This is a genomic window from Bremerella alba, assembly GCF_013618625.1.
GTDB classification, from domain to species: Bacteria; Planctomycetota; Planctomycetia; order Pirellulales; family Pirellulaceae; genus Bremerella; species Bremerella alba.
Map to the genome: position 1 here is coordinate 57394 of NZ_JABRWO010000006.1, position 22182 is coordinate 79575.

The following is a 22182-nucleotide window of genomic DNA, read 5'->3' on the forward strand; positions in this document are numbered from 1 at the left end:
GATGAATCGAATGCAAACACTCATGCTGATCGCTGCGTTGTCAGCGATCAACTGGACGGGCTGTAGCCAGGATAGCGGCCCGGCTTTAGGGCAGGTAGATGGAGTCGTTACTCTGGATGGCAAGCCGCTGCCGGATGCGATGGTGAGCTTTTATCCAGCCGAGGGTGGACGATCGGCGCATGGAACGACCGATGGCACGGGCAAGTATCAGCTACGTTTCACAGCCTTTAAAGAAGGGGCCATGGTGGGCCAACACACCGTCAAGATCGAGGTGGGTGTTCAGACTGGGGAAGTCGCTTTGACGCCTGCCCAGAAAGCGCGAAAATTGCCGGAAATCTATAACAAAAATTCCGAGCTTAGCGCTGAAGTCAACAGAGGTTCTAACACGCTCGACTTCGCACTGAAATCTAAGTAGCCAAAAAAAATTGCCGGTCGAAGCGTCCGCCGGAGGGGACGCTTCATCTCCGGCAAATAGTCTCTCGCGAAACTGTTACTACGCAGGTTTCACGTTTTCGGCACGCGGACCTTTAGGGCCTTGGCCTTCATCGTAAGAAACACGCTGACCTTCGTGAAGGTCTTCAAACCGGACGCCGTCCAAGTTTGAAAGGTGAAAAAACAGGTCCTTGTTCTGACCTGTGTCGATAAAGCCGAAGCCTTTGTCGGTGAGACGCTTGATGATACCTTCCGGCATGATCCATTCCTTGAGCACAAATCTTGCAGGACACCGGGAAGCACTTTGCTTAACGGTTGTCTTTGCATAAAAGAGCATTTTACGACGAAAATCGAGCGCTGAACAGCATGCTAAGCAACTTAGTTCACATCTTTAATATACATCGGGAAAAAAAGATCATCGCTCGCGCTGAAAACCCTTAAAACCCCGGTAAAAAGGAGGTTTTAAGGTCGAAGGCCTCGCTTACTGGGACTTCGTTTCGGGCACTATTTTCGATCGATCCTTCGTTCGTCCAAAGAAAAGGATAGAAGAAGAAGCACCGATCACGGGAAAGATATCGGGTATCGGCTCGCCAAGATGTCCAACGAAGGTCGGCATAAAATTCATCGAGACCGCCGTTCACGGCACTATAAAACAGGTCGGAGTAACCCAGTTCGAGCGGCTCCCAGTCCAGATCATCGGGTGCCCAGTAATAGACATTGCCGACGTCCTCGCCCAGTTTGCCTCCGTTGATGGCGAAGAATCCACCGGCTACGTCGTCCGCAATCAGGAAAAGCCCTGGGGTTAGATCAGGATGTGGTCGACCGGTTGGATCGGTTCCGGCAGTTCCTCGTCGGGACGCCCGGATAGTTGGAGAACGTTGCGTTCGATCATGGTGGTCAGCTGCAACAGCGGCAGGTCGTTGTCGTCGAGCATAAACGGCTGCTCGATTTCGTCCCCCACGGCATCGAGCCCGAGAAAGAAGTAAGCGACCAAGGTGACGACCAGCGGAGTTAACATTCCGACGGTATCGTGCAGGCCACACGGCAATGCCATGCAGTACAGAAAGACTGTGCGGTGGGTCAGCACGCTATAGGTGAATGGAATTGGGGTGCTTTTAATGCGTTCGCACCCACCTTGAATGCCCATCATTTCGGTCAAGCAGCTGTGCAGTAGCGGGACATGATAGGCATCGAGTCGTCCGCTTCGCCAGGCCGAATTGATCTGACGCGAGATCCGATCGGCGATGGCCGCCGGAACATTATCTTGGGCCAGATCATGGTGCAGCTGCTGGTCGCCAGGTAACTGTTCTTCCAGGTCCGCGGCTGGGTCGGTTTCGCGTAGGCGATGTCGCAGAGCATGAATATGACAGATGACCAGCCGCACCATGTGCAGACGCTGTTGCTGAACTTCGTCGGAAGGTTGTGGGTTGTTTTCGCCAACGGTATCGTCAATCAGCGTGTTGATCTGCATGGTGAAACTTCGGCAGACATTGACCATACATCCCCACAGTTTGCGGCCTTCCCAGTAGCGATCGTACGACGCCGTATTACGAAAACCGAGGAAGATCGCCAACGCCAGGCCGACCACGGTAAAGGGTGCCATCGTTAAGGTGTACGCGTGATCGGGAAAAAGAAATGCGGAGGTGGTGATCAGGACCGACCAGAAGAAGACGACGGCCATGCGCGGCCAGATCGATTCCATCGTCGTTCCATGAACGGCGAAGATCATTCCTAGCCAGCTGTCTTTTTCCGTAACGATCATGAGGACCTAAGGCCTGATTGCATAGAGGTATGGTAATACTTGCCGAACAAGTTACCCGATGAGACCCTGCTATGGCAACCGAGACCGGCACCGATCAATCCTTGGCCGGTGCGCCCCCTTTGCGAAGTAGAGGTGGCGCCTTGCCGGAGACAGGCCGAATCAGCTTGCCGCTGAGATGGTCGGTCTCGACGGCCGTTTTATGCCAGAGCTGCGAAAGCTCTTTCACGCGCTGGGGATACTCGTCGGCAAGGTCGTTCAGTTCGGTCCCGTCCTTTTCAGTGTCGTACAGCTCCCACTGCGAAGCGCGATGCGTGACGACCTTCCATTTCCCTTGCCGAATCGCTCGGTTGTTTGCGAAGTGGAAGTACAGGAACTCGTGCGGCTGACGCGTTTCGCCTGCTAAGATAGGCGTTAGCGAGAGACCTTGCAGCGGCTCGAGCTTTCGCTTGGGCCAGCTGGACGGGTACTCGGTTTTGCCCAGATCGACGCACGTGGCCATGAAATCGATCAGGTGGGCTGGCTGATCGGTGATCGCGCCGGGCTTGGTTTTCAAGCCGGTGGGCCAGTGGGCGATTAGCGGAGACGAGATGCCTCCTTCGTGCTGGTTTTGCTTGTGCAAACGAAACGGCGTATTACCCACATGCGACCAGCCGGTGTCGTAACACCAGTACGATCGCGGGTCCCATGGCTCGTACTCTTGGCCGCGAGTGCGTTCAAACGGACAGGCCCCGTTGTCCGAGCAAATCAGAATGAGCGTGTTGTCGAAGATGCCCTGCTCTTTGAGAAACGCGACCAATTGGCCGGTCGTTTGATCGACCCGGTCGACCATGCCGGCGTAGGCTGCCATGCGGCGGCGTTCCCAGTCTTTTTGATCGTCGGTCAGCGTGTCCCATTCGGGAACGAGTTCTGGCCTGGGAGACAATTCCCACTGTTTGGGAATCAGCCCCATTTCAAGCTGTCGTTCGTACCTGGTCGCGCGAAGTTTATCCCAGCCTTCGCCGTAGCGGTTTTCGTACTTGCGGAAGTCTTCCTCGCGGGCATGCAGTGGGTAATGGGGAGCGTTGTGGGCAACATATAAAAAGAACGGCTTGTCGGGGTTCTCGGCGAGCGACTCGCTGAGGAACGTCTTGGCCCATTTCACGTTGGCGTCGGTGGTATAGAAGTCGTCGTCGAAGTCGTCCCACTTCTCGCCATTGAGACGAAACGATTTGTCTCCTTCAAAGAAGTTGGTCGCCCCGGAAAGGTGCCCGAAGTATTTCTGAAAACCAAAATCGGTTGGCTGTTTGCTGAGATGCCATTTGCCCACCATGGCCGTGGTGTAGCCAGCATCGCCGAGCACCTCGGCAATCGTCACGCCCCGCTTGAGTGACTCGCTGCCGGCTTGGTCGCAGTACAAACCGGTGAGCAGCGATACCCGCGATGAATGGCATTTGCCGGTGTTATAGAAGTTGCGAAAGCGGAGCCCGTCCTTGGCCAAGCGGTCGATGTTGGGCGTTTCGATCTCGCTTCCATAGCAACCGAAATCAGAGAAACCAAGATCGTCGACCATCATAATGATGATATTAGGACGCTCGGCCGCTTGAGCATTGGGAGTGCCCCACCCCAAGCCCACCACCGTTGTCACAACGAACAACGAAATTCGGGCCGCCGCCGCGATCGTCTCGCGCATAGTAATAAGGTCCATTTTGGAATTCCAGAGCGATCAATAAAGAGGGTCAGGCGGGGCTTGTGCCGGTGGGGGGTGTCGTCCGAATGATTCGATTATAGCCACACGACGCCAAACTCGCCAAGAGTTACAGTCAAAGGATAAACGATCAATTGACGAATGGGTTCTAAAGTGGATAATAGTATCCAGAATAAGGTTTCCCCCCAAGGTATCGAGAATCCCCCCTGTCATCCGCTGACACAAATCCAGATGACTCAGCGGCTCGCCGGTGCCGCTTGCTCGGTCGTCTGGGACTTTTGAAACAGGCTTCGATATGAGAATTCACCCGACGTTGATGGTGGCGACGATGGTGTTGGCCGTCTCGCCTGGCATGGCTCAAGAGCATTACGACCAAGAGCCCATCAACTACAGCGCCAAATCGAGCGATAACCCGATTGCCCAGGTGCAGCAGCAACTGGACGAAGGCAGCCAGACGCTAGAGTTTGACCAAGACCACGGCTTTCTCAAGTCGGTGTTGAAGGTCTTGGAAATCTCGCCAGAGTCCCAGGTGCTGGTCTATTCTAAGTCGAGTTTTCAGCTACAGCAAATCTCTCCTCGTCGTCCTCGGGCACTCTATTTCAACGACGACTCGTACGTCGGATGGGTGCAGAATGGAGATGTGCTAGAGGTGATGACGACCGACCCGATCCGTGGCGAAGTGTTCTACACGCTTGAGCAGCAGGCGGAAGAAAAGCCGCAGTTTGTGCGCGATCAGGGGCAGTGCACCGTTTGCCATTCGTCTTCGCGCACACAGCGCGTGCCGGGCGGGTTGGTGCGGTCGATGTTTGTCACCTCGAGTGGCATGCCGCACTACGGTGCCGGGACATTCAACACAGATCAAACGAGTCCCCTTTCAGAGCGTTGGGGCGGATGGTACGTGACTGGAACGCACGGCGAGATGCGGCATATGGGAAACGTGGTCTCGAAAGATCGCTACAAGCCAGAAAGTATCGATCGTGAAGAAGGGGCGAACGTAACCGACCTGAGCGAGCTTTTCGCGGTCGACAAGTACGTGACACCTCATAGCGATATTGTCGCGCTGATGGTTCTCGAACATCAGTTGCAGATGCAGAACTTCCTGGCCCTGGCCAGTCACGAGGCTCGCCGTTCGGCCCATCACGACCAAGTGATGAACGAGGCCTTGGAGCGTCCCGACAACTACGTGAGCGACACCACCACACGCCGCGTTCAAAGCGCCGGCGACAAAGTCGTGCGTCACATGTTGATGGTCGACGAGGCACCGCTGACTGACACCATCGCAGGAACCTCAGGCTTCGCCGCAGAGTTTCAAGCGAAAGGGATCAAGGATTCGCAGGGGCGTTCGCTACGTGATTTGGACTTGAAGACGCGGCTCTTTAAGTATCCGTGTAGCTACCTGATCTATTCGAAGACCTTGGATCAGCTTCCCTTGAACATGCGGACACACATCGCCCAGCGGCTGCGGGAAGTTTTGGCTGGGGAAGACACTAGCGGCGATTTCGATCACCTCACTAGCGTCGACCGCCAGGCAATTTCCGAGATCTTGCAGGAAACCAAGCCTGAATTGTGGAAGCTTGGCAAGTAGCTCTTATCGTTGAGCCAAGTCAAAGGTGAACTCGTTGGGCCCGGTCAAGGTTACATCGACGGGGATTCCTTGCGAGCCGACGGCATAGCGTTTAGGCACAATGTCTTTCGTCGCGTTGGCATCCATTAGCTGGAACTGCACACGATGCTTGCCGGGCACGGCACCTGCGGAATTGGTCGGATAGTAAACCCGAAATTTTCCGTCGGCGTCACTCAGTCCGCGCGAGGCGCCGGCATCGGCCTCGGGCTGGAATAGGACTTGAATGTTCTGAAGCGGTGCTCCGTCCATCGTGACCACACCACTGACTTCGGCCAGATCCGGTCCGTCCGAAGACGAACCGAAACAACCGATGGTGGTTGATGTGATCAGAGCGATCAGCAGCACTAAAAACGATCGATTTAAGTGAGATTGGAAAGGCTTCATCCGTTTGATCCCTGTGCAATTAGTATTCGCCCAAAATTTCGCCGTCACCGATCCGAGTGAGATAACGAAGCGTATCGAGATTGGTGGTCTCGCTCAGGAAGTGAACCGAACCATCTCCGAAGATCGCATTGCATCCGCCGGGGTGATTGCTGCCGGGCGTCCAGGCATAGGGACGAGGATCTGGTGGTGAATGAGCCGTATTAATCCCACGCGACATTTGCAGCCAGAACGTATGCGTGTACGCACCCCAGAACGGACCATACGAGGCGGACTGCTTCTCCATAGGTGTTTCACACATCAGGATCGAACTGCTTAGGCCATCGGTGATGTCGCGAAACTTAGCCGCGCCATTGTCGCCGAACGCCGGCCGCATTGACGATGAATTGCTCGACCCTTGCCAGTACAAACCGGTGCTGTAGTCGTTCCAATCGCTGGCAATAAAACCGTAGCTGGTCCGAGCGTAGTTCTCATTGTGATACCAATCCGTGGTGGCGGTGCCTAGATTGTCGTACGGATCGGAAGGACAGGCAAACAGGTCGATTCGGGCACCCTGTAGCACGGCCATGTTATTGGCTGCGTCGGTTGCATCAGGTGGCGTATCGCCATCGGCCGCCGAGCAAAGCCCCATCGGGAAGCGGAAGTCGAGCTGATCGTGCATCGCGCCTTGTTCTAGAAATGGCAAGATCAACAAGTGCCCCGTGATGTTACGAATGTTGTCCTTCAGTGTGGCTGGATAAGGAGAAGCGTCGCAGCCTTGGCAGGACGGGTTGAGGGTCGCTGGCGGCAGAACCAGATGCGTATCGTGATAGTTGTGCAGTGCCAGCCCAATTTGCTTCAATTGGTTTGTGCATTGCATTCGCCGGGCAGCCTCGCGGGCTTGTTGAACCGCCGGAAGCAGCAGTGCGATTAATACGCCAATTATGGCGATCACGACCAGAAGTTCGACCAGCGTAAATCCTCGCTGAGTCTGAGGTTTGCGTTCCATGTTGCCAATGGTCCTGTACGAATGTGATGAATGAGACGATCAATAACGAGACCAGCACACTTCCCTTCGCCTAATTAAACTGAAGTGAGCAATGAGAAGTAGTGGTTCAACTAGGCACTTGCCATGCCAATGAGAGTTGACTATCGCGTCGAGATATAACGTGGCATCATTGTGTATGTCATAAGTATGGATTTTTTAATGGTTTATCGTAATATCCTCCCGAGTGGACGATTTTGTCCCACCGAAATGAGTGGCATCGAGGTTGCTTCGATTGCAGCACGGTCCTGTCGCGCAGTTGAGCAGCGTACGGTGGGAAATGTTAAGTAGGGATGAACGTACGCTCGTCGGTACGTTGTTTCCTTGGCGCATGCGAACCTTTTCCGGCCAAGCGGCATCCGAGGATCATCCCACTCCCGATCATGGATAGGCGAAATGAAGATGGACCAAGCAGCACGCCCGGCGGAAAACGTTTCTGATTACGTCGACTTGAACGCCTATTTCCGACGGATTGGCTACGACGGGCCGCAAGAGCCGTCGTTGTCGGTGCTGCACGATATCGTGCATGCCCATGTGCTAAGCATTCCGTTTGAAAACCTCGATGTATTGTTGGGTCGACCGATTTGCTTGGATGCGGCCGCACTGCAAAAGAAGTTGGTGCACGATCGCCGCGGCGGCTATTGTTTCGAGCAGAACGGCTTGCTGCTGTTGGTGTTGGCAGCGATAGGGTTCGATGTCATTGCGATCAGTGCGCGGGTCAAAATTGGTTACCCGCGCACAGAGATCACACCACGAACGCACCAGGTGTTGCGGATCGAAATAGAGGGAGAGTCCTGGCTGGCCGATGTGGGCGTGGGGGGCCTCAGCTCAACTGCGGCGCTGAAGTTAGAACTCGACAGCGAACAGAAGACACCGCACGAGACGCGGCGGATTGTGCGCGATGACGATCTCTATTTCCACCAGGCATTGCTGGCCGGCACATGGGAAGATGTCTGTCAGATGACGCTCGAGCCGATGCCGCCGATCGACCGCGAGGTGGCTAATTGGTATACGTCGACCCACCCCCAGTCGCGTTTCAAGAACCTGTTAATGGTCGCCAAGGCTGCACCCGAAGGAGTTCGGCTGACGATGCTAAACGACGTGTTTTCGGTCCGGGATGCCAGCGGCACAGCCACCAAAACACCGATTCGCACCCAAGAAGAAATGCTCGACCTGCTGGCCGAGCATTTCAAAATGGAGCTTCAAGGGGACGATCGCTACGACCTACCCCTTTTGCGCGGTTAGGACGTGGGGCTTAGTTCGAGCCGAGAGCTTTTTCTAGGACAGGCTTGAACGCCTCGGCTTGTCGCATGAAGCCTAGATCGCTGGCGTGCGAAGCGTCGGTGGCCCCTTCGGTATCTTTACCGTAGAGGTGATCGCCGGGGATGTAGTACAGGTTTTTGATGCCTGCGTCGGTTAGCTCTTGATAGGCTTTGGTTAGGGCGGCGTGGTTGGCCGTGTGATGCTGGTTTCTGGTCGGCAGAATCCAATCGTTCGTATTGCGGCGGTCTTCAACCAAAATGATCGGTGTGTCAGGCTTGGCCGCACGAAGCTGTTTCACCAACGGCACGCAGCGCTGGGCGACATCCGGAGCACTCATGTTCGGTAGGCAGTCGATCACGTAGGCGGCTGCGTCGACCTGAACCAGGTAATCGGCAACTTCCTCGTGCATTTTTCCGTTGCCCGAGAAGCCCAAGTTGGCGACGGGACGATCGAGCCAACGCCCGAGAATTGCAGTGTGAACCATGCCAGGGCGACTAGCACAGGCCCCGTGGGTGATGCTGGTGCCGTAAAACACAATCGGTTTCTCGCGGGGTGCGAGGCCTTCAAACTTCGAGCCTTTCTTGACGCCGACCTTCAGCGTTTCAATGCCGTTATACAGGGGAAGATAAGCAGCGTACTCGCGCTCGCCAGGGGCCAGGCCACTGATCCATTTGGTTTTCACGGTTTGGGAGGATGGCTTGGTGACGCTCACCCACTTCCACGTACCATCTTTATCACGCGCGTAAAGATCGACGCCGCTGACGCCGGTGGCAGGCATGTGCGGCATCGCGATGCCACCGTCCTTCAGCTTGTAGTCGATCCACAGTTCGGTGGCGTCGGTCTTGAACCGGGCCATCATACCAGCACTGTCGCGGCTTAAGCTCCAAACGGCCGAGGTGACTTTACCTTCTGCGGATGCAGGCAAGCGATCGAACCAGCGGGAACGTTCTTGCTCGGGAAGGATTCGGCCTTCGACCCCCCACTGCGTAATATCGTGCCAGACAATACCGTCGTCGGTTTTGTCTTGTGCGACAAGCGTTTGAAACGAACTTAACGAGAGGATGGCGACAGCGCAAAGGAGTGTCGGGAGGGTTCTCATGGCGTGATTCCTGTGGCGGGATAAACTTGAAGTTCCTTCGACGTTAAATGGTCTGGTCGGAACAAGCAAGTAGGCAAACAAGCTTATCAGGCGGAGAAATCGCCAGCATGAATCGCCAAGCGGGCCATCCTTTCAAGCAAGATGGCCCTTCGTTGACGATCTTAAGGGGGACTTCTTTACTGGACGGCGCTGATCGCCTTTTGGGCTTCCTGGCCGTAGTGCGTGTCGGAGTAACGGCTGACGACGCGACCCATCATCCTTTTCAGGGTGACCGGAGAATTGGCCTTCTGTTGGCCTTGGTCGTAAAGCTTCTTGGCCGTTAGCTCATCCTGAAAAGCTTCGTTTTCGTCCAGCTTGTCGACCAAGTCGCGGCAGGCGCGGCCTTGCGGAGTCGACTTGAAATCCGTGGCGACCATTTCCGCGAGTTCGTACCCTGCGATCTGCTCGGGGATGGTTCCTTCGCGCGAGGTCTTGATCTTTTCGATTTGACGATTCAAGTAATTGGTGACGGTCGAGTTGAACTCATCGGCCAGTGATTCGTCCATTTTCTTGCGAAGCGAAATCAGCGAACGCTCGTCCAGCTTGGCACCGATTTCCGCAGGCCACAAAATTTCTCGCATCCGTGGCGACATTTCTGGGGTGAGGATCGAGAAGCTGCCACCCATGCCGGACTTCATGTCGCGGACAATCGAATACTCCTTCGTGCCGTCGTCCTTGGGATAAAAGCTGCCGGCCGATCTTCGCCCGGTTTGTATGCCATCTTCGAATGTGGAATACATGAACAGTTCGCTTTGAAAGCCCATCCGCTGCACGATCGAAGGATCGTCGCCGTGGAAGATGTTGGGCCCGACGAGATTACGTTCTAATGCGTAGCTGACCCCGCGCGAGGTTTCATCGGCATTGATCGCGAAGAGCACAACAGGCTCGTTACGAATCATTTCATGAATTTGCGCAAAGAGTTCCGGCGACCAAACATTGCACTTGGGACACCACGATGCGTAGACCATGACGACCGGGGTTTTGTCGCCGATCGATGCCGGCGACGGCACCCTGCCTTGCCAGCGCACGCCGGCGAGTGCTTGATCGAGCGAAACGTTTTTGATGGGGACCATCTGCATGCCTGGGGCGGCAATTTGACCCAAAGCCAGGGCAGGCAGCATAAGAACAGCAAGCGTGACGATCGTCACCATGGAAAAGCGATGCATGATAAGAGTCTCCTCAAACAATGGTATCGATGATCTTCGATTGAAATCGTTTCAAACCCGTAAGTCAAGGTGTTTTGGTACCCCTCTGGATGGGTCTGGCGAAATTGCGCAAGTTTTACATATCGCAGCGACCTGATTTACAGTCACGCCGCGTTCTGACAAGCAGATTCATTCGCTAAGATATGCGGTTCGATAGTGCAATCTCAGCGAGGAGCAGCGGCGATGACAACGCGAAATATGACCCAGGAAGAAGTCGTTCAACTGGTCGAATGGGCGGCTCAAGAGGGATGGAATCCTGGGCTTTGCGATGCCGAACGTTTTTGGGCGACCGACCCGGAAGGTTTCATGGCCATCGATGTTGACGGGCAGATGGCCGGTGCCGGTTGCGCTTTCTATCATGGTCCCGAGTATGGTTTTATGGGGCTGTTTATCATGCTGCCAGAGTTCCGCGGGCAAGGGCTGGGCCGCACCCTATGGTATGCCCGCCGCGACAAGCTTCGCTCTCGCCTATCGGCAGACGCGACCATCGGCATGGATGCTGTCACGAACATGATTCCCTTTTATGCCGAAGGGGGATTCGAGGTCTTTGCCCGGCACTGCCGCTTCACGCTTTCAGCGGAGAACGTATCGGTGCCAGAGAACCCTGCGGTGGTTCGTTTGACTGAGCCCGATCTGGCGGAAGTTCGCGCGCTTGACCGACGTGGCTTCCCATGCGAGCGAGAGAAATACCTGGGTGCCTGGACGACGCAGCCCAATGCCTATTGGCTTGGGCTGCCGGGAAACAACGGCCTGGAAGGTTACAGCGTTATGCGGTTATGCCGATCCGGCTGGAAGGTTGGTCCTCTGATGGCGGCGGGGAAAGATCAGGCCCGGCAGTTGCTTCTGGCCTGTATCGCTCGGGCAGAGCGCGGCCCGGTGTTTATCGACGTGCCGGACAACAACCCAGCGGCGTGGAGTCTGTGCGAAGAGTTCAACATGGAGCAAGTCTTCGAGTGTACCCGCATGTACTTCGGGCCAGCCCCTGAGCTTGATCATGCGTGGATCTACGGCGTGACGAGCCTGGAAGCGGGCTAGCGATCACTTAATCATCCGCGCTACCAAAGCGCGGATGATCGGATTGCTAAGCAGGCTTTGCCGGGCAGGCGTTAGTCGATGCCGTCCCGACGCTCCTTGATGTACATGTCTTCGTAACCCTCTCTGCCGTGGTACTTGGAACCGGCTTCGGCGAGCATCGAGTGGCACTTCTTCTTGAAGTCTCGCTTGTCGCCGTTCGCGAAATGCTTGGCGGCTGTGTTGAAGCTTTGCATTGCACCTCCTTCGAGAAAGGAGTTTTTGTAATGCAGGAACAGGGCCTGAGCGAAATGTGCGTCGGCTTCCATTTCCTGCAACGTCATTCTCCATTTCTTCAAGTCCTGAATCATGTGGGTCGCTTCGTGGGCGATCGTGCTCCATTGCTGCGGAGTGCTGAGGCCTTCGGTCGCGGGTGTCAGGTACAGGCAATTCGACTTGAGGTTGTAAAACGCCTTGGCCCCGGGGATTTTGCCTTCGGCGACGTAGACGCGGATCTTCTTGCTGGCGATCTTCTGCCCGATTTCCTCGTAATGCTTGTGCTTGTAGCCAACGACATTTGGCAAATGCACCCGAGGGAATTTGAACTTCTTTAGAATGGAGTCGTGCTGTAAAAAGTTGGCGATCTGAGTGATCTTCCCTTGCGGTAATGCGGTGCTTGAAGACATGGTAACCTCTTCGAAGGATTGTTCCTGAAATGATGCCGCTGCCAGGCGACTGGGATCGCACATGCGGCTGTCTGGGATGTAAATGGCGAGTTTCGAGAAAACCTTTCAGAGAATTTTGCTCAAAGTTTGCCGATAGGTGGGGGGGAATGGCAGGCAGGCGAGTCGCAGAGATTAACGCGAGAAAAAGAAAACGGTCGCCCTGAAAAAGTCCAAATTACGCGAAATGGTTAGTGGGGACTTACGACCAGTGGAGAGACAAGCAAGATGGAAACACCAAAACAGCAAATGAAAGACAGCGGTCAGCCGGTTATCCTGATCCACGGCCTGACCGGCAACCGGTGGGTGTTGCGGCCGCTCGCCCGGTTTTTGACGCAGCAGGACTATCAACCGACACGGTGGTGTTACCGCAGCGTGGGCAACAGCGTCATGAGCCATGCCCAGCGGTTGAAGGGGTTTCTGGAACGCGAAGCGGACTCTGCGGAGCCGCTGCACTTCGTCACGCATAGCATGGGCGGCATCATCCTGCGGGCCGTGCTGTCCGAAATGAATTGGCGGCGACCGGGAAGACTCGTCATGCTCGCCCCGCCCAATCATGGTTCGCGGGTCGCTGCGTTGGCTTCGCGATGCCTGCACTACCTCTGCCCTGCTTTGTCAGACATTTCGACCTCGCCAGGTAGCTTGGTGCACCGCCTACCGATGGTACCTTCGTTGGAAACAGGCGTCATTGCCGCAACGCAAGATATGCTGGTGCATCTCGAGAGTACTTCGATCGCCAACCAGGCCGATCACGTGCTTGTTTCGTGTGGGCACAATCGCATTTTGTATCACCGGGGAGCACGGCAGGAAGTGTTGCACTTCTTAAACAAGGGTCGCTTTACCGAGGGGGCCCGCCGTGTGGCCGCAACCGCTTCGCCGCAGCGGCTTATGGTATGATGGCAGATATCGATTTTCCTTCTGCCTCGAGACCACGACCTTCTATGCAATTTGTATCTTGCACCTATGAAGCGCACGCCGAGTCGATCTTAGAGATCTTCAACGACGCGATTGTCCATACCACCGCGCTGTATGATTATCACCCGCGGCCACTTGAGAGTATGGTTGGCTGGTTTGCCGCCAAGCAGGCAGGTAACTTCCCCGTGATTGGTGTGACCGACGAGACGGGTCAGTTGATGGGCTTTGCCAGCTATGGCACCTTCCGAGAGCGACCGGCCTATAAGTACACGGTCGAGCACTCGGTCTATGTCCATAAGAATCACCGCGGCAAGGGGCTCGGCTTGATGCTCATGAAGCGGCTGATCGAAACGGCCCAGCAGCAAGACATTCATGTGCTGGTCGGTGGCATCGATATGAGCAACGCAGGAAGCGTTCGTCTGCACGAAAAACTCGGGTTCGAACTATCGGGAACGATCCGTCAGGCCGCCTACAAGTTCGACCGTTGGTTAGATCTGGGGCTCTATCAATTAACACTGCCAACGCCAACGAATCCGGTCGAAGGTTAATCGTAGGTCAGCACAAGAATAGGAAGATAGATGCCGAATTGGATTGATGTCGCAGCCGAAGCAGACTGCCAGCTGGGGAAATCGCTGGAAGTGGTTGCCGCCAAAAGAATGGTCGCCGTCTATCACACGGCCGAAGGTTATTTTGCCACCGATGGGATGTGTGCCCATCAAGGAGGTCCCGTCGGTCAAGGCGAGCTATGCGGCAACATCGTGACCTGCCCTTGGCATGGCTGGCAGTACGATATCACGACGGGAAAGCACCAGCTCAGCTCGATCCATCTCGATTGCTTTCCGGTGAAAGTCGAAGCGGGACGCATCTGGGTGGATGTTCCCGCTGACGACTAAGGGGAAGCGAATACCGTCGACGGTGACGTGCTCGTGCTTTATTTTCCGTTCTTCTTCAGGTCGAAGTTCAATTCTTCGTTCGGACCCGAGATAGTCGCCGTTAGAGGAGTCAGGTGCTTGGCGTTGTAACTGGGATGGGTCACTGTTTCCAGCTTCTCACGAGTACCGCTATCGGGCACACCGGCCAGTATGTATTCTTCGCCAACGACTTTGTTGCCCAAGACCATCACTTTTTTCTCGCCTGGTTCGACTTCACTCTGATAGCTTCCGTCTTGAATCACGGCCCCTGCGGCCGGCGAGTTTCCATCGATGGAAATAAAGGTGATCAGGCCTCCTTCAACCGGTTGGCCTTCTACAGATACGGTGCCGCTGATCGGTATGGCAGTCGATGCCGGGCCACCGCAGCCGAGCACCAAAGGTATCGCACAAACGATCGACATCACGGCTAAGAGTGGAGAGTATTTCATAGCAAAAGTCGCTCTAGCAGTTTGAGAAGATTTAGGTCTAGGAGAAGCGCCTCTTCGCCGGGAACCGTTGGCATCGCGCTGAATGGGATGCGCGATGCCAGGTGTTTTTCCGATTTCATCTCGTTAAGGAAGTTGTATTGCTTCGCCACCTTGGCCGGACATAGCAGCTTCCCAAACACTTTGGCTCACTGTTTCCGCGATAAATCGAACCGAGCCATCCATCATGCTCACGTTCACGCCGCCAGGATGATTGCTGCGGGGAGCGATCTGGTATTCAGTGTTGTTTCCGACTTGAGTGCATGGCATCCGGCGATAGTCGGCATGGGACGGGTCTTCGCTGGTGTCTTTGCACTGACGGCATTGATCGGGAACGGTCGAGTTGGGCGTGTTGATCGACATGAAGCCGGGGCTTCCTTCGTCGTTGAGAATGTCGCCACGGTTGTCGTCCAGCCCATTCGGCGATGCGATCAAGATTTCGGAAAAGCCAACCGTGTTGGACGTACCGTCGGTCAGGTCAGCAAAGCGATACATGTGGCGAACACCAAACGGCGAACCGCTGAAGATGGCCTGATCGGCGGCGTTCTGATGCAAGTGGGTGTTGCCCATGTTGGTGACGTAGTTGCCCATCACGCGCCAGTACGTATCGGACTGGTCTTGCGTGACGTTCCCTTTGTCGGACGGACAGCTATAGCCGGGAACAAATACCCGGTGCGTATCAATGTTCGGAGATGCATGGAATGGGCTACCGATGTCGTATCGATCGTAGAGGGCAGACTGCTCGATGAATGGCCACAAGAAGACGGCAAAGGTGATTCGTTCGTAATGTTGGCCATTCTCGACTTCGCCGGGGCCGTTCATTGCTGCCAACGGCATGAACTCTTTGTTGATGTCAGCGAAGTTATGCGAGGCCAAGGCCCATTGTTTCAGGTTGTTGGTGCACTGCATGCGGCGCGCTGCTTCACGGGCCTGTTGAACGGCCGGCAGCAGCAAGGCAATCAGAACACCGATGATGGCGATAACGACTAAAAGTTCGACGAGGGTAAAGCCCTGCCGTGAGGTAGTTCGCATAGTTGGCAGCCTTAGAAGAAGAGTTGGGTGAAAAGTGTTCGCGATTCGATTCGCTGCGTGTCCTGGAAGCGGAAAATATCCACCTCGGTTAAATCAAGATTGGCAGATGTAAAAACCGTCAAATGCCAAAAGATTTCCATGACGTGTGCTGAATTGTACCGAGGCGGGAACCGCATGGCTAGATAGAATTGAGAAATATTGCCTGCGGGTGCAGTAGGGCTCACAAGTGGTGTATGCCGCGTAAAATGAGCAAAATTGCAAATATGTAACCCTTGAATTGCAAAAATGCACCACAAATATACTCACTTAGAGGGGCGGCCTGTACGCCATTGGAAATGCTTTAGGTGGTTAATGTTGAGAATTGTTGCGGTGTCGGCGTCTTGATCGAATTGCCCTGCGATCGAATTCGCCTGGGAGCGAGACCATGTTAAATTGGAAAAGACATTACGACGTCGTCGACATTTAGCCGGTCGCCGTTTAAAGCTGAGTGCCAGGGAAAGATAGACAGTCTCCGCGATTGCGTCTCGTGGGTTAACTTGTTCGTGGACGATTCACTTAGCTAGACACTAGAATAGGTGGCGACCTTTCGCTCGCCGAACCTCTGTCTCACCAGGCCAGGAGCCATGCGTCTTGTTGGAAAACTCGACTCTCGATCGCCGCTCACTCATTCTCGTTGCATTGCTCACGATCGCGATCGGTGTGGGTGCCGTCGGCCATGTATTCGCTCAAGAGGAATCGCCAAGCGCGAACACGGATGAAGATTTGATCGCGCTGCTTGGCGATCAGCAGTATGCCGTTCGCGAACAAGCGGAAGACCAAATCATGCAGCGGGGTGCCGTCATGCTTCCGCTACTGCGGGCAGCGCGAAAGTCGCCTGATCCGGAGATCCGCTTACGGGCATCGACCCTCTACCGTCAGTTGAGCGATCGTATCCGCAAGGAAAATTTCAGCCGCTTTGCCGAGATGGCCAAAGATGTCGATCTGCCAGGTTGGGAACCATTTAAAGATCGGCACGGCGATACGCGGGAGATGCGTAAGCTGTATGTCTCGATTTTAAAAGAGGAATGGGACGTGATCGTGGCACTCGAAACACAGCCGCAGATCATGGACTATCTGTTGTTTCAGCGGGCCAACAAGATCCGCGAAGAGTTGTATGGCCCTAATCACGTACAGATTTCCGCAGGGACGGCCGCCGCGATGCTGCATGCGACCTCATTCGAGAACATTCGCATCACGAGTCCGACAATGGATCAGCTGAAATTTCTGCTCGCCGCACCACAGGTCACTTCCAGCTTGCAAGACCCGGAAAATGCCGGTCCTTTGCTGAGTGTGTTCGATCAGTGGTTGGAAACAAATTTAAAATCGGGACGCTTCACCCAAGAGATGCGATTTGTCGTATTAACCACCTGCCTGCGCGAAGGGATCAAAAGCGGCAAGATTGTGGCCAAGCAAATGCTCGATGAAAGGGCCAGCCCGCTCTATCAAAACGGCTTCGGCCAATTCGGAGCGATCAACGCCACGCAGCAAATGATGTACGCGATGCTCGCGATCGCCAAACTGGGCGGCAAGGAAGATATTGAATATCTCAATCAATACTTCGAGAACGAGACCGAGGTTTCGCTGCCGACGGTTCAGGGAGATCAATTCAACACACAACTGAGGGATGTCGCGTTGGTGGCCGTGCTGCACATCTCAGGTGAAGATCCGAAAGAGTTTGGCTATCCGCGCATCTCGACCGATCCCAACTTCTTGTACAACATTCGCTCGATCGGCTTTACCACCGCCGAGCAGCGCGAGCAGGCTTTCCGCAAATGGGACAAGGCTCAGAAGTCTCAGCCAGATGAAAAGTAGTGCTAGCGTGCTGGCAATTTGGATTGACCTACCGCAATGAACTTGGCATGATTCCGCGACGTGTTTTTGAGTAGCGACCAGCTTTGCCGAGGACGATACTTAGAAAAGCACGCTATCGTTCACGGAGGAACCTCATGCGCAAGATCGCGCCTATCATTTTCGTCGTTGCTATCGTTTCGGCCGCTTCGCTTGGCTGTCGCTCGCCTTACCATCAAGATCAACTGGGCCTGGTGGGTGCTGGTACGGGCGCTTTGGCAGGGGCAGCAATCGGCAACGCTACCGGTCATACCGCCGGCGGTGCGATCATTGGCGGGCTGGTCGGGGCAACTGCCGGATCGGCCGTTGGTTCACATATGGACGAAGTGGAAGCCCGAAATCAGGCGCTCTTCCAGCAGCGTCTGGGACGTCGCATGGAGGGGCAAACGACCTTTGATGACGTGATTGCGATGAGCAAGGCCGGCCTCAGCGATCAGGTCGTCACCACGCATATCCGCCGACATGGGGTGGCCCAGGTACCGTCGGCTCCGGACCTGATTTATCTGAAGAACAACGGCGTCAGCGATGCCGTCATCAACACGATGCAAAACCCGCCGGTCGAAGTCGTTTCGGCTCCTGTGCAGGAAAGGGTGATTGTCGAAGAACATTACTACGGCCCCCGCCCCTATTATGGCCCCTATCGACATCATCGACGGCACTACCACCGTGGGCCAGGCGTACATTGGGGTGTCAGCGTCGGGCGTTAACAGGCGACGCGATGTTTTGTCTGATTACCAAGTCAAGGGAAAGCCCAGCAGCTTTCCCTTTTTCTTTGCGCCGCAATAAGAATTGTGCATGAATTCCTGGAAGGTCCTGTCGGCTGTCTAGTCTCGCAAGCGTTATACTGAGGCTACGAGACAAGGCGGATCATTCATTTCGACGAGGGAATCATGAGTAACGAACCCGTTCACGGTAATCCGGAAGCATCTGAATCGGCGACCAGCCAAGGGGCAACCGGCAATCAGGATTGGTACGTTCCCCCACGCAGGATCTGGATTATTGCTTCGTTGTTTCTACTGTTAGGAGTCGTCGGGTTCTTCGGGCGTGTGCTCGGTAACGGACCATTGGCCGACCTTTACGACGCGGTGTGGATTTTCCGCGATCCGGCAATCTGCAACGTGATGGCGTTGATCGGCGGGTTCTTTGCCTGTTTCATCCCGCTGATGTGGTTCACCTTCCGCAGCAGCTGGCCAGCGGCGATTCGTTTCGCCCCGTTCACATTGATTAGCTTGGCCGTGGTGGGGTTCTTTGTGGTCTTCGAGATCCAAGGAGTCAGCGGCGAAATGATTCCTCGGTTTGGTTACCGTTTCGGGAAAGCCCCCGATCAGCGTCTGGGCGAGTTCACCGCTGCGGGAAGTGATCAGGAAACGAAACAGTCGCTTTCGGTGGAGGACGATCCCAACGCGTTTCCGCAGTTTTTGGGGCCCGATGGAAACAGTCGGCTGGCCGGGCCAAGTCTCGAGACCGATTGGGCCGCCCATGCCCCGGAAGAGATCTGGCGTATACCGATCGGTGCTGGCTGGTCAGGCTTCTCGGCGCTTGATGGCCGGATCTACACCATGGAGCAGCGTGACAATCAAGAGCTCGTGACCTGCTACGACATGCAGAGCGGCGAGCCCATTTGGGGAACGCCGGTCGAGGCGCGTCACTATACGGTGATGGGTTACGTCGGACCGCGATGCACTCCCCTGCTCTTCGACGGGCGGGTTTACGCATCGGGGGCTACCGGCGTACTGCGTTGTTTGGATCCGCTTACCGGCGAAGTCGTTTGGCAACACGATCTGTTAGAGATGTACGGCGTCTCGCCGAGTGTCGAAAAGGCCAACATTGCCTGGGGCCGTTCCAACAGCCCACTAGGCTATGAGTTGGAAGACCGCAAAATCGTGATTATCCCTGCCGGTGGGCCTGACAAAGCGAATAAGGACGAAATGGTCTCGCTGGTGGCCTTCGATGCGGCCACCGGAGAAACGGTTTGGGAAGGTGGACAAGAGCAGATCAGCTATGCCTCGCCGAGCATCGCTCAGGTGGACGGTAAGGACCAGATTATCAGCGTGAACGAAGCGACGATCACCGGTCACGATCCGGCAACCGGCAAGCAGCTGTGGTCGTTCGATTGGCCTGGCAATTCCAGCGGCAACGCGAGCTGCTCGCAAGTTCATTCGTTAGGAGACAATCGCTTCTTCGTCTCTAAAGGTTATGGCCAAGGAGCAAGTACGTTCGCGGTCAAACCGGAGGGGGATGGCTTCACGACCGAAGAGTTATGGAGCAATGCTCGCGTCTTGAAGACCAAGTTCACCAACGTCGCGATCCTGAGCGATGATGTCTTCGGGCTCAACGATGGCATTCTGGAAAAGGTCGAACTTGAAGCGAAGCGACCCCAATGGCGGGAACGTGGCTTTGGTCACGGCCAGGTCTTGCTGGTCGATGACGTGCTGTTGGTCATGGGGGAAGAAGGCAACCTGGCCGCAGTCGATACGACCTCGGAAGACTATCACGAATTTTCGCGAATCAAAGCCCTGTCGAGCGAAATCGCACCGACCTGGAATCCGCTCTGCTTATACGGCGATTTGCTGCTGGTTCGCAACGCCGAAGAAGCCGCGTGTTTCAAGCTTCCAACCAAAGACTAAGTCGATTGGTCGAGCAGCCAGTCCTCGAAGTTGGTTTGCTTGATCGTGGGGGCACGCAGCAGATAAGCACGCTCGCCAATGAGCGCATTAAGCCACGGGCGATAGACGAGCGTGGACAGTGCTCGGGTACTGATGCTGGCTTTGACCTGGGCTTCGACATTCTCAGCGAGACGATGATAGGTGGCCGGCACGATGTTGGGCTCGGGGCCGAGGTGAATGAGCGACTCGGTCCCACTGCTGAGCGTATGGTAAACGGCCTGCCATAGGTGCTGAGGCTTGTCGACCCACTGGCAGATGAGGTCGCGGACGTTCGAGTCGTCGTAACTGCATGCCCCAGTGACAAGCGAAAGCACCGGAGGCTTGGGTGCCGTAAACCCGCTTTTCATCTGGCTCATCAACAGCGAAGCCCGAGAGTTGATATGCTCGCGCCAGACAATCGGCGTGTGCATAGGGGGCCATTTATGCGGATTCTTCTTCAGGTAAACGCGATCGGCAACCGTCTCTTGAAGACGTGCTTGCAGCCGCGTGGTGGTGTCTTTTTCGCCGATGACAATCAACGAGTTGGGGGAAAGAACCGCCGAGATTCCCAGCAGCCCGTGACCCTCGGCGCTAATCTCTTGGCAGATGTGATGAACATGGGTAGCGCCGAGTGTTTTCTTACGGCAAAAGATAACCGCCAACGTGCACGTCGGAGCGAGCTTGGCAATGTCGCTGGACAGGGAAAGCGGAATCGTCAGTGCGTCTTCCAAGCTTAGGCAGCGGCCAGCAACCAAGGCCGTTAATTCCCCCAAGCTGTACCCCATCAGGTACTGAGCGTTGGCCAGTTGGACGTGGTATTCCTGTTCGAGAATATCGACCTGTGCCATTTCCGCGGCCATAATCAAGGCGATCGCGTCGGCGTAGGTATCTAGCGTGGTCTGCTCGGCCCGGGTTACGCGGCCCAGTAGATCGATCGGCCGATGCAGCACGTCTGAGGCTATCTGCCCGCATTGCCGTAAGCGTTTGGCCACATACCCGCCGAACCGCGGGTGATTTAACAGCTCGGGCGTGCGTCCCATATTCGTGACGTTGTAGCCGCGAAAGACGAACGTGGTCGTACTCAGCTGCCCAATGATCGGATCCGCCATGATGGTTGTTATCGTCGAGGTGCTGTCCAGTGGAAGGGCATGCCTGGTGCGTGGCATCCCGTAGTGCCTACCGACAATATACAATGACGGTAGCTTCAATGTGAAAAGTAGGACACAACGGCAATGGAAACCACCCCCGAAACAGCAACGTCTGATTTCAATTTAAAAGGAAAAGTCGCGGCCGTCACGGGTGCTGCTAGCGGCATCGGCCGAGCGATTGCCCTGCAGTTGGCCCGTCAGGGGGCTTCCCTGGTCTTGCATACCCGCAGCAACGATCACGGCCTGCGCGAGACCGCCAACCTGGCCCAGGCGATTCAGCCTGAGATTGCGGTCGACTTGTTGCTCGAGGATTTTTCAGACCCACAGCAACAGGACCGCTTCTGCCAACAAGCATGGGATTGGAACGATGGGATCGATATTCTGGTCAACAACGCCGGCGTCGATGTGCTTACCGGAGAGATCGCGCAGCTGTCTTTCGAGGAAAAGTTAGAACTTGTTTACCGCGTCGATGTTGTTTCCACCATTCGGATCGCCAGGACACTTGGCACCAAAATGAAACGCATCGCCGGCAGCAGTATTGTGAACATTGGTTGGGATCAAGCCGAGCACGGTATGGAAGGCGACAGCGGTGAGATGTTCGCCGTCTCGAAAGGCGCGATCATGGCGTTCTCGAAAAGCCTGGCCAAGTCGTTGGCTCCGCAGGTTCGCGTCAACTGCGTGGCCCCTGGCTGGATTCAAACCGCATGGGGAGAAGATAGCTCGTCGTATTGGCAATCCCGCGCCCAGCGCGAGTCGTTGGTGCAGACGTGGGGAAAGCCGGAAGACGTCGCTGCGGCGGTTGGCTTTTTCGTTTCTCCTGCCGCGCGTTTCGTGAATGGGCAAGTCGTTCCGGTTAACGGCGGATTCAACCATGGAGGTCAGCTTCCACGAGATGTGAAGGAGACCTAAAGAC

General features: G+C 55.5%; 23 protein-coding genes. 11 read left to right on the forward strand and 12 right to left on the reverse strand.

The features are described 5' to 3' along the window. Position 1: 1 nt before the first annotated feature. Positions 2-415, forward strand: coding sequence for a carboxypeptidase-like regulatory domain-containing protein (locus HOV93_RS11370; RefSeq protein WP_207396630.1), 414 nt, complete (start codon positions 2-4; stop codon positions 413-415). A 78-nt stretch (positions 416-493) separates the two neighbouring features. Here the strand turns inward: HOV93_RS11370 and HOV93_RS11375 are convergent, their stop codons facing one another. The 4 genes from HOV93_RS11375 to HOV93_RS11385 all read right to left on the reverse strand — a co-directional run bounded on the left by HOV93_RS11375 (position 494) and on the right by HOV93_RS11385 (position 3878). Then, entirely contained in the window at positions 494-691 is a 198-nt protein-coding gene (locus tag HOV93_RS11375) for a cold-shock protein (RefSeq protein WP_207396631.1), read from the reverse strand. 178 nt (positions 692-869) lie between these two features. Further along, positions 870-1298, reverse strand: a complete 429-nt coding sequence (locus HOV93_RS26590; protein WP_390814338.1) for a DUF2625 family protein — start codon at positions 1296-1298, stop codon at positions 870-872. Continuing rightward, a complete protein-coding gene (locus tag HOV93_RS11380; RefSeq protein ID WP_207396632.1) occupies positions 1235-2194 on the reverse strand; it encodes a bestrophin family protein in 960 nt (319 codons plus the stop codon). The genes HOV93_RS26590 and HOV93_RS11380 overlap by 64 nt, the downstream gene beginning before the upstream one ends. A 94-nt stretch (positions 2195-2288) precedes the next feature. Next, entirely contained in the window at positions 2289-3878 is a 1590-nt protein-coding gene (locus tag HOV93_RS11385) for an arylsulfatase (RefSeq protein ID WP_207396633.1), read from the reverse strand. A gap of 295 nt (positions 3879-4173) precedes the next feature. Between HOV93_RS11385 and HOV93_RS11390 the strand changes: the two genes are divergently transcribed. Further along, positions 4174-5463 carry a hypothetical protein gene (locus HOV93_RS11390; protein ID WP_207396634.1) on the forward strand — a complete coding sequence of 430 codons (1290 nt, stop codon included), beginning with the start codon at positions 4174-4176 and terminating at the stop codon, positions 5461-5463. Positions 5464-5466: 3 nt separating this feature from the next. On the opposite strand, the gene HOV93_RS11395 is transcribed toward HOV93_RS11390, so the two are convergent. Then, positions 5467-5886 (reverse strand): carboxypeptidase-like regulatory domain-containing protein, encoded by a 420-nt coding sequence (locus tag HOV93_RS11395; RefSeq protein ID WP_235990218.1) that lies wholly within the window; start codon positions 5884-5886, stop codon positions 5467-5469. A 19-nt stretch (positions 5887-5905) separates the two neighbouring features. Beyond that, entirely contained in the window at positions 5906-6871 is a 966-nt protein-coding gene (locus tag HOV93_RS11400) for a DUF1559 domain-containing protein (protein ID WP_207396635.1), read from the reverse strand. A gap of 432 nt (positions 6872-7303) precedes the next feature. Between HOV93_RS11400 and HOV93_RS11405 the strand changes: the two genes are divergently transcribed. Continuing rightward, entirely contained in the window at positions 7304-8152 is an 849-nt protein-coding gene (locus HOV93_RS11405) for an arylamine N-acetyltransferase family protein (protein WP_207396636.1), read from the forward strand. 10 nt (positions 8153-8162) lie between these two features. On the opposite strand, the gene HOV93_RS11410 is transcribed toward HOV93_RS11405, so the two are convergent. Together HOV93_RS11410 and HOV93_RS11415 are read right to left on the reverse strand one after the other, a co-directional pair. Further along, positions 8163-9269, reverse strand: coding sequence for an SGNH/GDSL hydrolase family protein (locus HOV93_RS11410; RefSeq protein ID WP_207396637.1), 1107 nt, complete (start codon positions 9267-9269; stop codon positions 8163-8165). Positions 9270-9445: 176 nt separating this feature from the next. Beyond that, positions 9446-10474: a TlpA family protein disulfide reductase gene (locus tag HOV93_RS11415; RefSeq protein ID WP_207396638.1), complete on the reverse strand. Its 1029-nt coding sequence runs from the start codon at positions 10472-10474 to the stop codon at positions 9446-9448. A gap of 222 nt (positions 10475-10696) precedes the next feature. On the opposite strand from HOV93_RS11415, the gene HOV93_RS11420 reads away from it, so the two are divergent. After that, complete coding sequence (locus HOV93_RS11420; RefSeq protein ID WP_207396639.1) at positions 10697-11548, forward strand: GNAT family N-acetyltransferase; 852 nt, start codon at positions 10697-10699, stop codon at positions 11546-11548. A 71-nt stretch (positions 11549-11619) separates the two neighbouring features. On the opposite strand, the gene HOV93_RS11425 is transcribed toward HOV93_RS11420, so the two are convergent. Beyond that, entirely contained in the window at positions 11620-12210 is a 591-nt protein-coding gene (locus HOV93_RS11425) for a hypothetical protein (RefSeq protein WP_207396640.1), read from the reverse strand. Between the two features lie 264 nt (positions 12211-12474). On the opposite strand from HOV93_RS11425, the gene HOV93_RS11430 reads away from it, so the two are divergent. From HOV93_RS11430 to HOV93_RS11440, 3 genes are read left to right on the forward strand one after another with little or no spacing between them, the layout of a single operon-like run. Next, positions 12475-13143: an esterase/lipase family protein gene (locus HOV93_RS11430; protein ID WP_207396641.1), complete on the forward strand. Its 669-nt coding sequence runs from the start codon at positions 12475-12477 to the stop codon at positions 13141-13143. A gap of 44 nt (positions 13144-13187) precedes the next feature. Then, positions 13188-13709, forward strand: coding sequence for a GNAT family N-acetyltransferase (locus tag HOV93_RS11435; protein WP_207396642.1), 522 nt, complete (start codon positions 13188-13190; stop codon positions 13707-13709). Between the two features lie 30 nt (positions 13710-13739). Further along, positions 13740-14054 (forward strand): Rieske (2Fe-2S) protein, encoded by a 315-nt coding sequence (locus HOV93_RS11440; RefSeq protein WP_207396643.1) that lies wholly within the window; start codon positions 13740-13742, stop codon positions 14052-14054. A 38-nt stretch (positions 14055-14092) separates the two neighbouring features. Here the strand turns inward: HOV93_RS11440 and HOV93_RS11445 are convergent, their stop codons facing one another. Continuing rightward, positions 14093-14521: a hypothetical protein gene (locus tag HOV93_RS11445; protein ID WP_207396644.1), complete on the reverse strand. Its 429-nt coding sequence runs from the start codon at positions 14519-14521 to the stop codon at positions 14093-14095. A gap of 123 nt (positions 14522-14644) precedes the next feature. Further along, positions 14645-15589 (reverse strand): DUF1559 family PulG-like putative transporter, encoded by a 945-nt coding sequence (locus HOV93_RS11450; RefSeq protein ID WP_207396645.1) that lies wholly within the window; start codon positions 15587-15589, stop codon positions 14645-14647. A gap of 630 nt (positions 15590-16219) precedes the next feature. Between HOV93_RS11450 and HOV93_RS11455 the strand changes: the two genes are divergently transcribed. The 3 genes from HOV93_RS11455 to HOV93_RS11465 all read left to right on the forward strand — a co-directional run bounded on the left by HOV93_RS11455 (position 16220) and on the right by HOV93_RS11465 (position 20103). Then, a complete protein-coding gene (locus tag HOV93_RS11455; RefSeq protein ID WP_207396646.1) occupies positions 16220-17440 on the forward strand; it encodes a hypothetical protein in 1221 nt (406 codons plus the stop codon). A 134-nt stretch (positions 17441-17574) separates the two neighbouring features. Continuing rightward, positions 17575-18183, forward strand: a complete 609-nt coding sequence (locus tag HOV93_RS11460; protein WP_207396647.1) for a glycine zipper domain-containing protein — start codon at positions 17575-17577, stop codon at positions 18181-18183. 183 nt (positions 18184-18366) lie between these two features. Next, the gene (locus HOV93_RS11465; RefSeq protein WP_207396648.1) at positions 18367-20103 is read left to right on the forward strand and encodes an outer membrane protein assembly factor BamB family protein; all 1737 of its coding nucleotides are present in this window, start codon (positions 18367-18369) and stop codon (positions 20101-20103) included. On the opposite strand, the gene HOV93_RS11470 is transcribed toward HOV93_RS11465, so the two are convergent. Further along, positions 20100-21230: a hypothetical protein gene (locus tag HOV93_RS11470; RefSeq protein ID WP_207396649.1), complete on the reverse strand. Its 1131-nt coding sequence runs from the start codon at positions 21228-21230 to the stop codon at positions 20100-20102. The two genes, HOV93_RS11465 and HOV93_RS11470, sit on opposite strands and share 4 nt — an antisense overlap. 123 nt (positions 21231-21353) lie before the next feature. Between HOV93_RS11470 and HOV93_RS11475 the strand changes: the two genes are divergently transcribed. After that, the gene (locus HOV93_RS11475) at positions 21354-22178 is read left to right on the forward strand and encodes an SDR family NAD(P)-dependent oxidoreductase (RefSeq protein ID WP_207396650.1); all 825 of its coding nucleotides are present in this window, start codon (positions 21354-21356) and stop codon (positions 22176-22178) included. The last annotated feature ends 4 nt before the right edge of the window (positions 22179-22182 follow it).

What these genes read in the sequence shown, in the direction of transcription:
- HOV93_RS11370 (WP_207396630.1), top strand. Translation starts at nt 2, where the DNA reads ATGAATCGAATGCAAACACTCATGCTGATCGCTGCGTTGTCAGCGATC.
- HOV93_RS11375 (WP_207396631.1), bottom strand. Translation starts at nt 691, where the DNA reads ATGCCGGAAGGTATCATCAAGCGTCTCACCGACAAAGGCTTCGGCTTT.
- HOV93_RS11380 (WP_207396632.1), bottom strand. Translation starts at nt 2,194, where the DNA reads ATGATCGTTACGGAAAAAGACAGCTGGCTAGGAATGATCTTCGCCGTT.
- HOV93_RS11385 (WP_207396633.1), bottom strand. Translation starts at nt 3,878, where the DNA reads ATGGACCTTATTACTATGCGCGAGACGATCGCGGCGGCGGCCCGAATT.
- HOV93_RS11390 (WP_207396634.1), top strand. Translation starts at nt 4,174, where the DNA reads ATGAGAATTCACCCGACGTTGATGGTGGCGACGATGGTGTTGGCCGTC.
- HOV93_RS11395 (WP_235990218.1), bottom strand. Translation starts at nt 5,886, where the DNA reads ATGAAGCCTTTCCAATCTCACTTAAATCGATCGTTTTTAGTGCTGCTG.
- HOV93_RS11400 (WP_207396635.1), bottom strand. Translation starts at nt 6,871, where the DNA reads ATGGAACGCAAACCTCAGACTCAGCGAGGATTTACGCTGGTCGAACTT.
- HOV93_RS11405 (WP_207396636.1), top strand. Translation starts at nt 7,304, where the DNA reads ATGAAGATGGACCAAGCAGCACGCCCGGCGGAAAACGTTTCTGATTAC.
- HOV93_RS11410 (WP_207396637.1), bottom strand. Translation starts at nt 9,269, where the DNA reads ATGAGAACCCTCCCGACACTCCTTTGCGCTGTCGCCATCCTCTCGTTA.
- HOV93_RS11415 (WP_207396638.1), bottom strand. Translation starts at nt 10,474, where the DNA reads ATGCATCGCTTTTCCATGGTGACGATCGTCACGCTTGCTGTTCTTATG.
- HOV93_RS11420 (WP_207396639.1), top strand. Translation starts at nt 10,697, where the DNA reads ATGACAACGCGAAATATGACCCAGGAAGAAGTCGTTCAACTGGTCGAA.
- HOV93_RS11425 (WP_207396640.1), bottom strand. Translation starts at nt 12,210, where the DNA reads ATGTCTTCAAGCACCGCATTACCGCAAGGGAAGATCACTCAGATCGCC.
- HOV93_RS11430 (WP_207396641.1), top strand. Translation starts at nt 12,475, where the DNA reads ATGGAAACACCAAAACAGCAAATGAAAGACAGCGGTCAGCCGGTTATC.
- HOV93_RS11435 (WP_207396642.1), top strand. Translation starts at nt 13,188, where the DNA reads ATGCAATTTGTATCTTGCACCTATGAAGCGCACGCCGAGTCGATCTTA.
- HOV93_RS11440 (WP_207396643.1), top strand. Translation starts at nt 13,740, where the DNA reads ATGCCGAATTGGATTGATGTCGCAGCCGAAGCAGACTGCCAGCTGGGG.
- HOV93_RS11445 (WP_207396644.1), bottom strand. Translation starts at nt 14,521, where the DNA reads ATGAAATACTCTCCACTCTTAGCCGTGATGTCGATCGTTTGTGCGATA.
- HOV93_RS11450 (WP_207396645.1), bottom strand. Translation starts at nt 15,589, where the DNA reads ATGCGAACTACCTCACGGCAGGGCTTTACCCTCGTCGAACTTTTAGTC.
- HOV93_RS11460 (WP_207396647.1), top strand. Translation starts at nt 17,575, where the DNA reads ATGCGCAAGATCGCGCCTATCATTTTCGTCGTTGCTATCGTTTCGGCC.
- HOV93_RS11465 (WP_207396648.1), top strand. Translation starts at nt 18,367, where the DNA reads ATGAGTAACGAACCCGTTCACGGTAATCCGGAAGCATCTGAATCGGCG.
- HOV93_RS11470 (WP_207396649.1), bottom strand. Translation starts at nt 21,230, where the DNA reads ATGGCGGATCCGATCATTGGGCAGCTGAGTACGACCACGTTCGTCTTT.
- HOV93_RS11475 (WP_207396650.1), top strand. Translation starts at nt 21,354, where the DNA reads ATGGAAACCACCCCCGAAACAGCAACGTCTGATTTCAATTTAAAAGGA.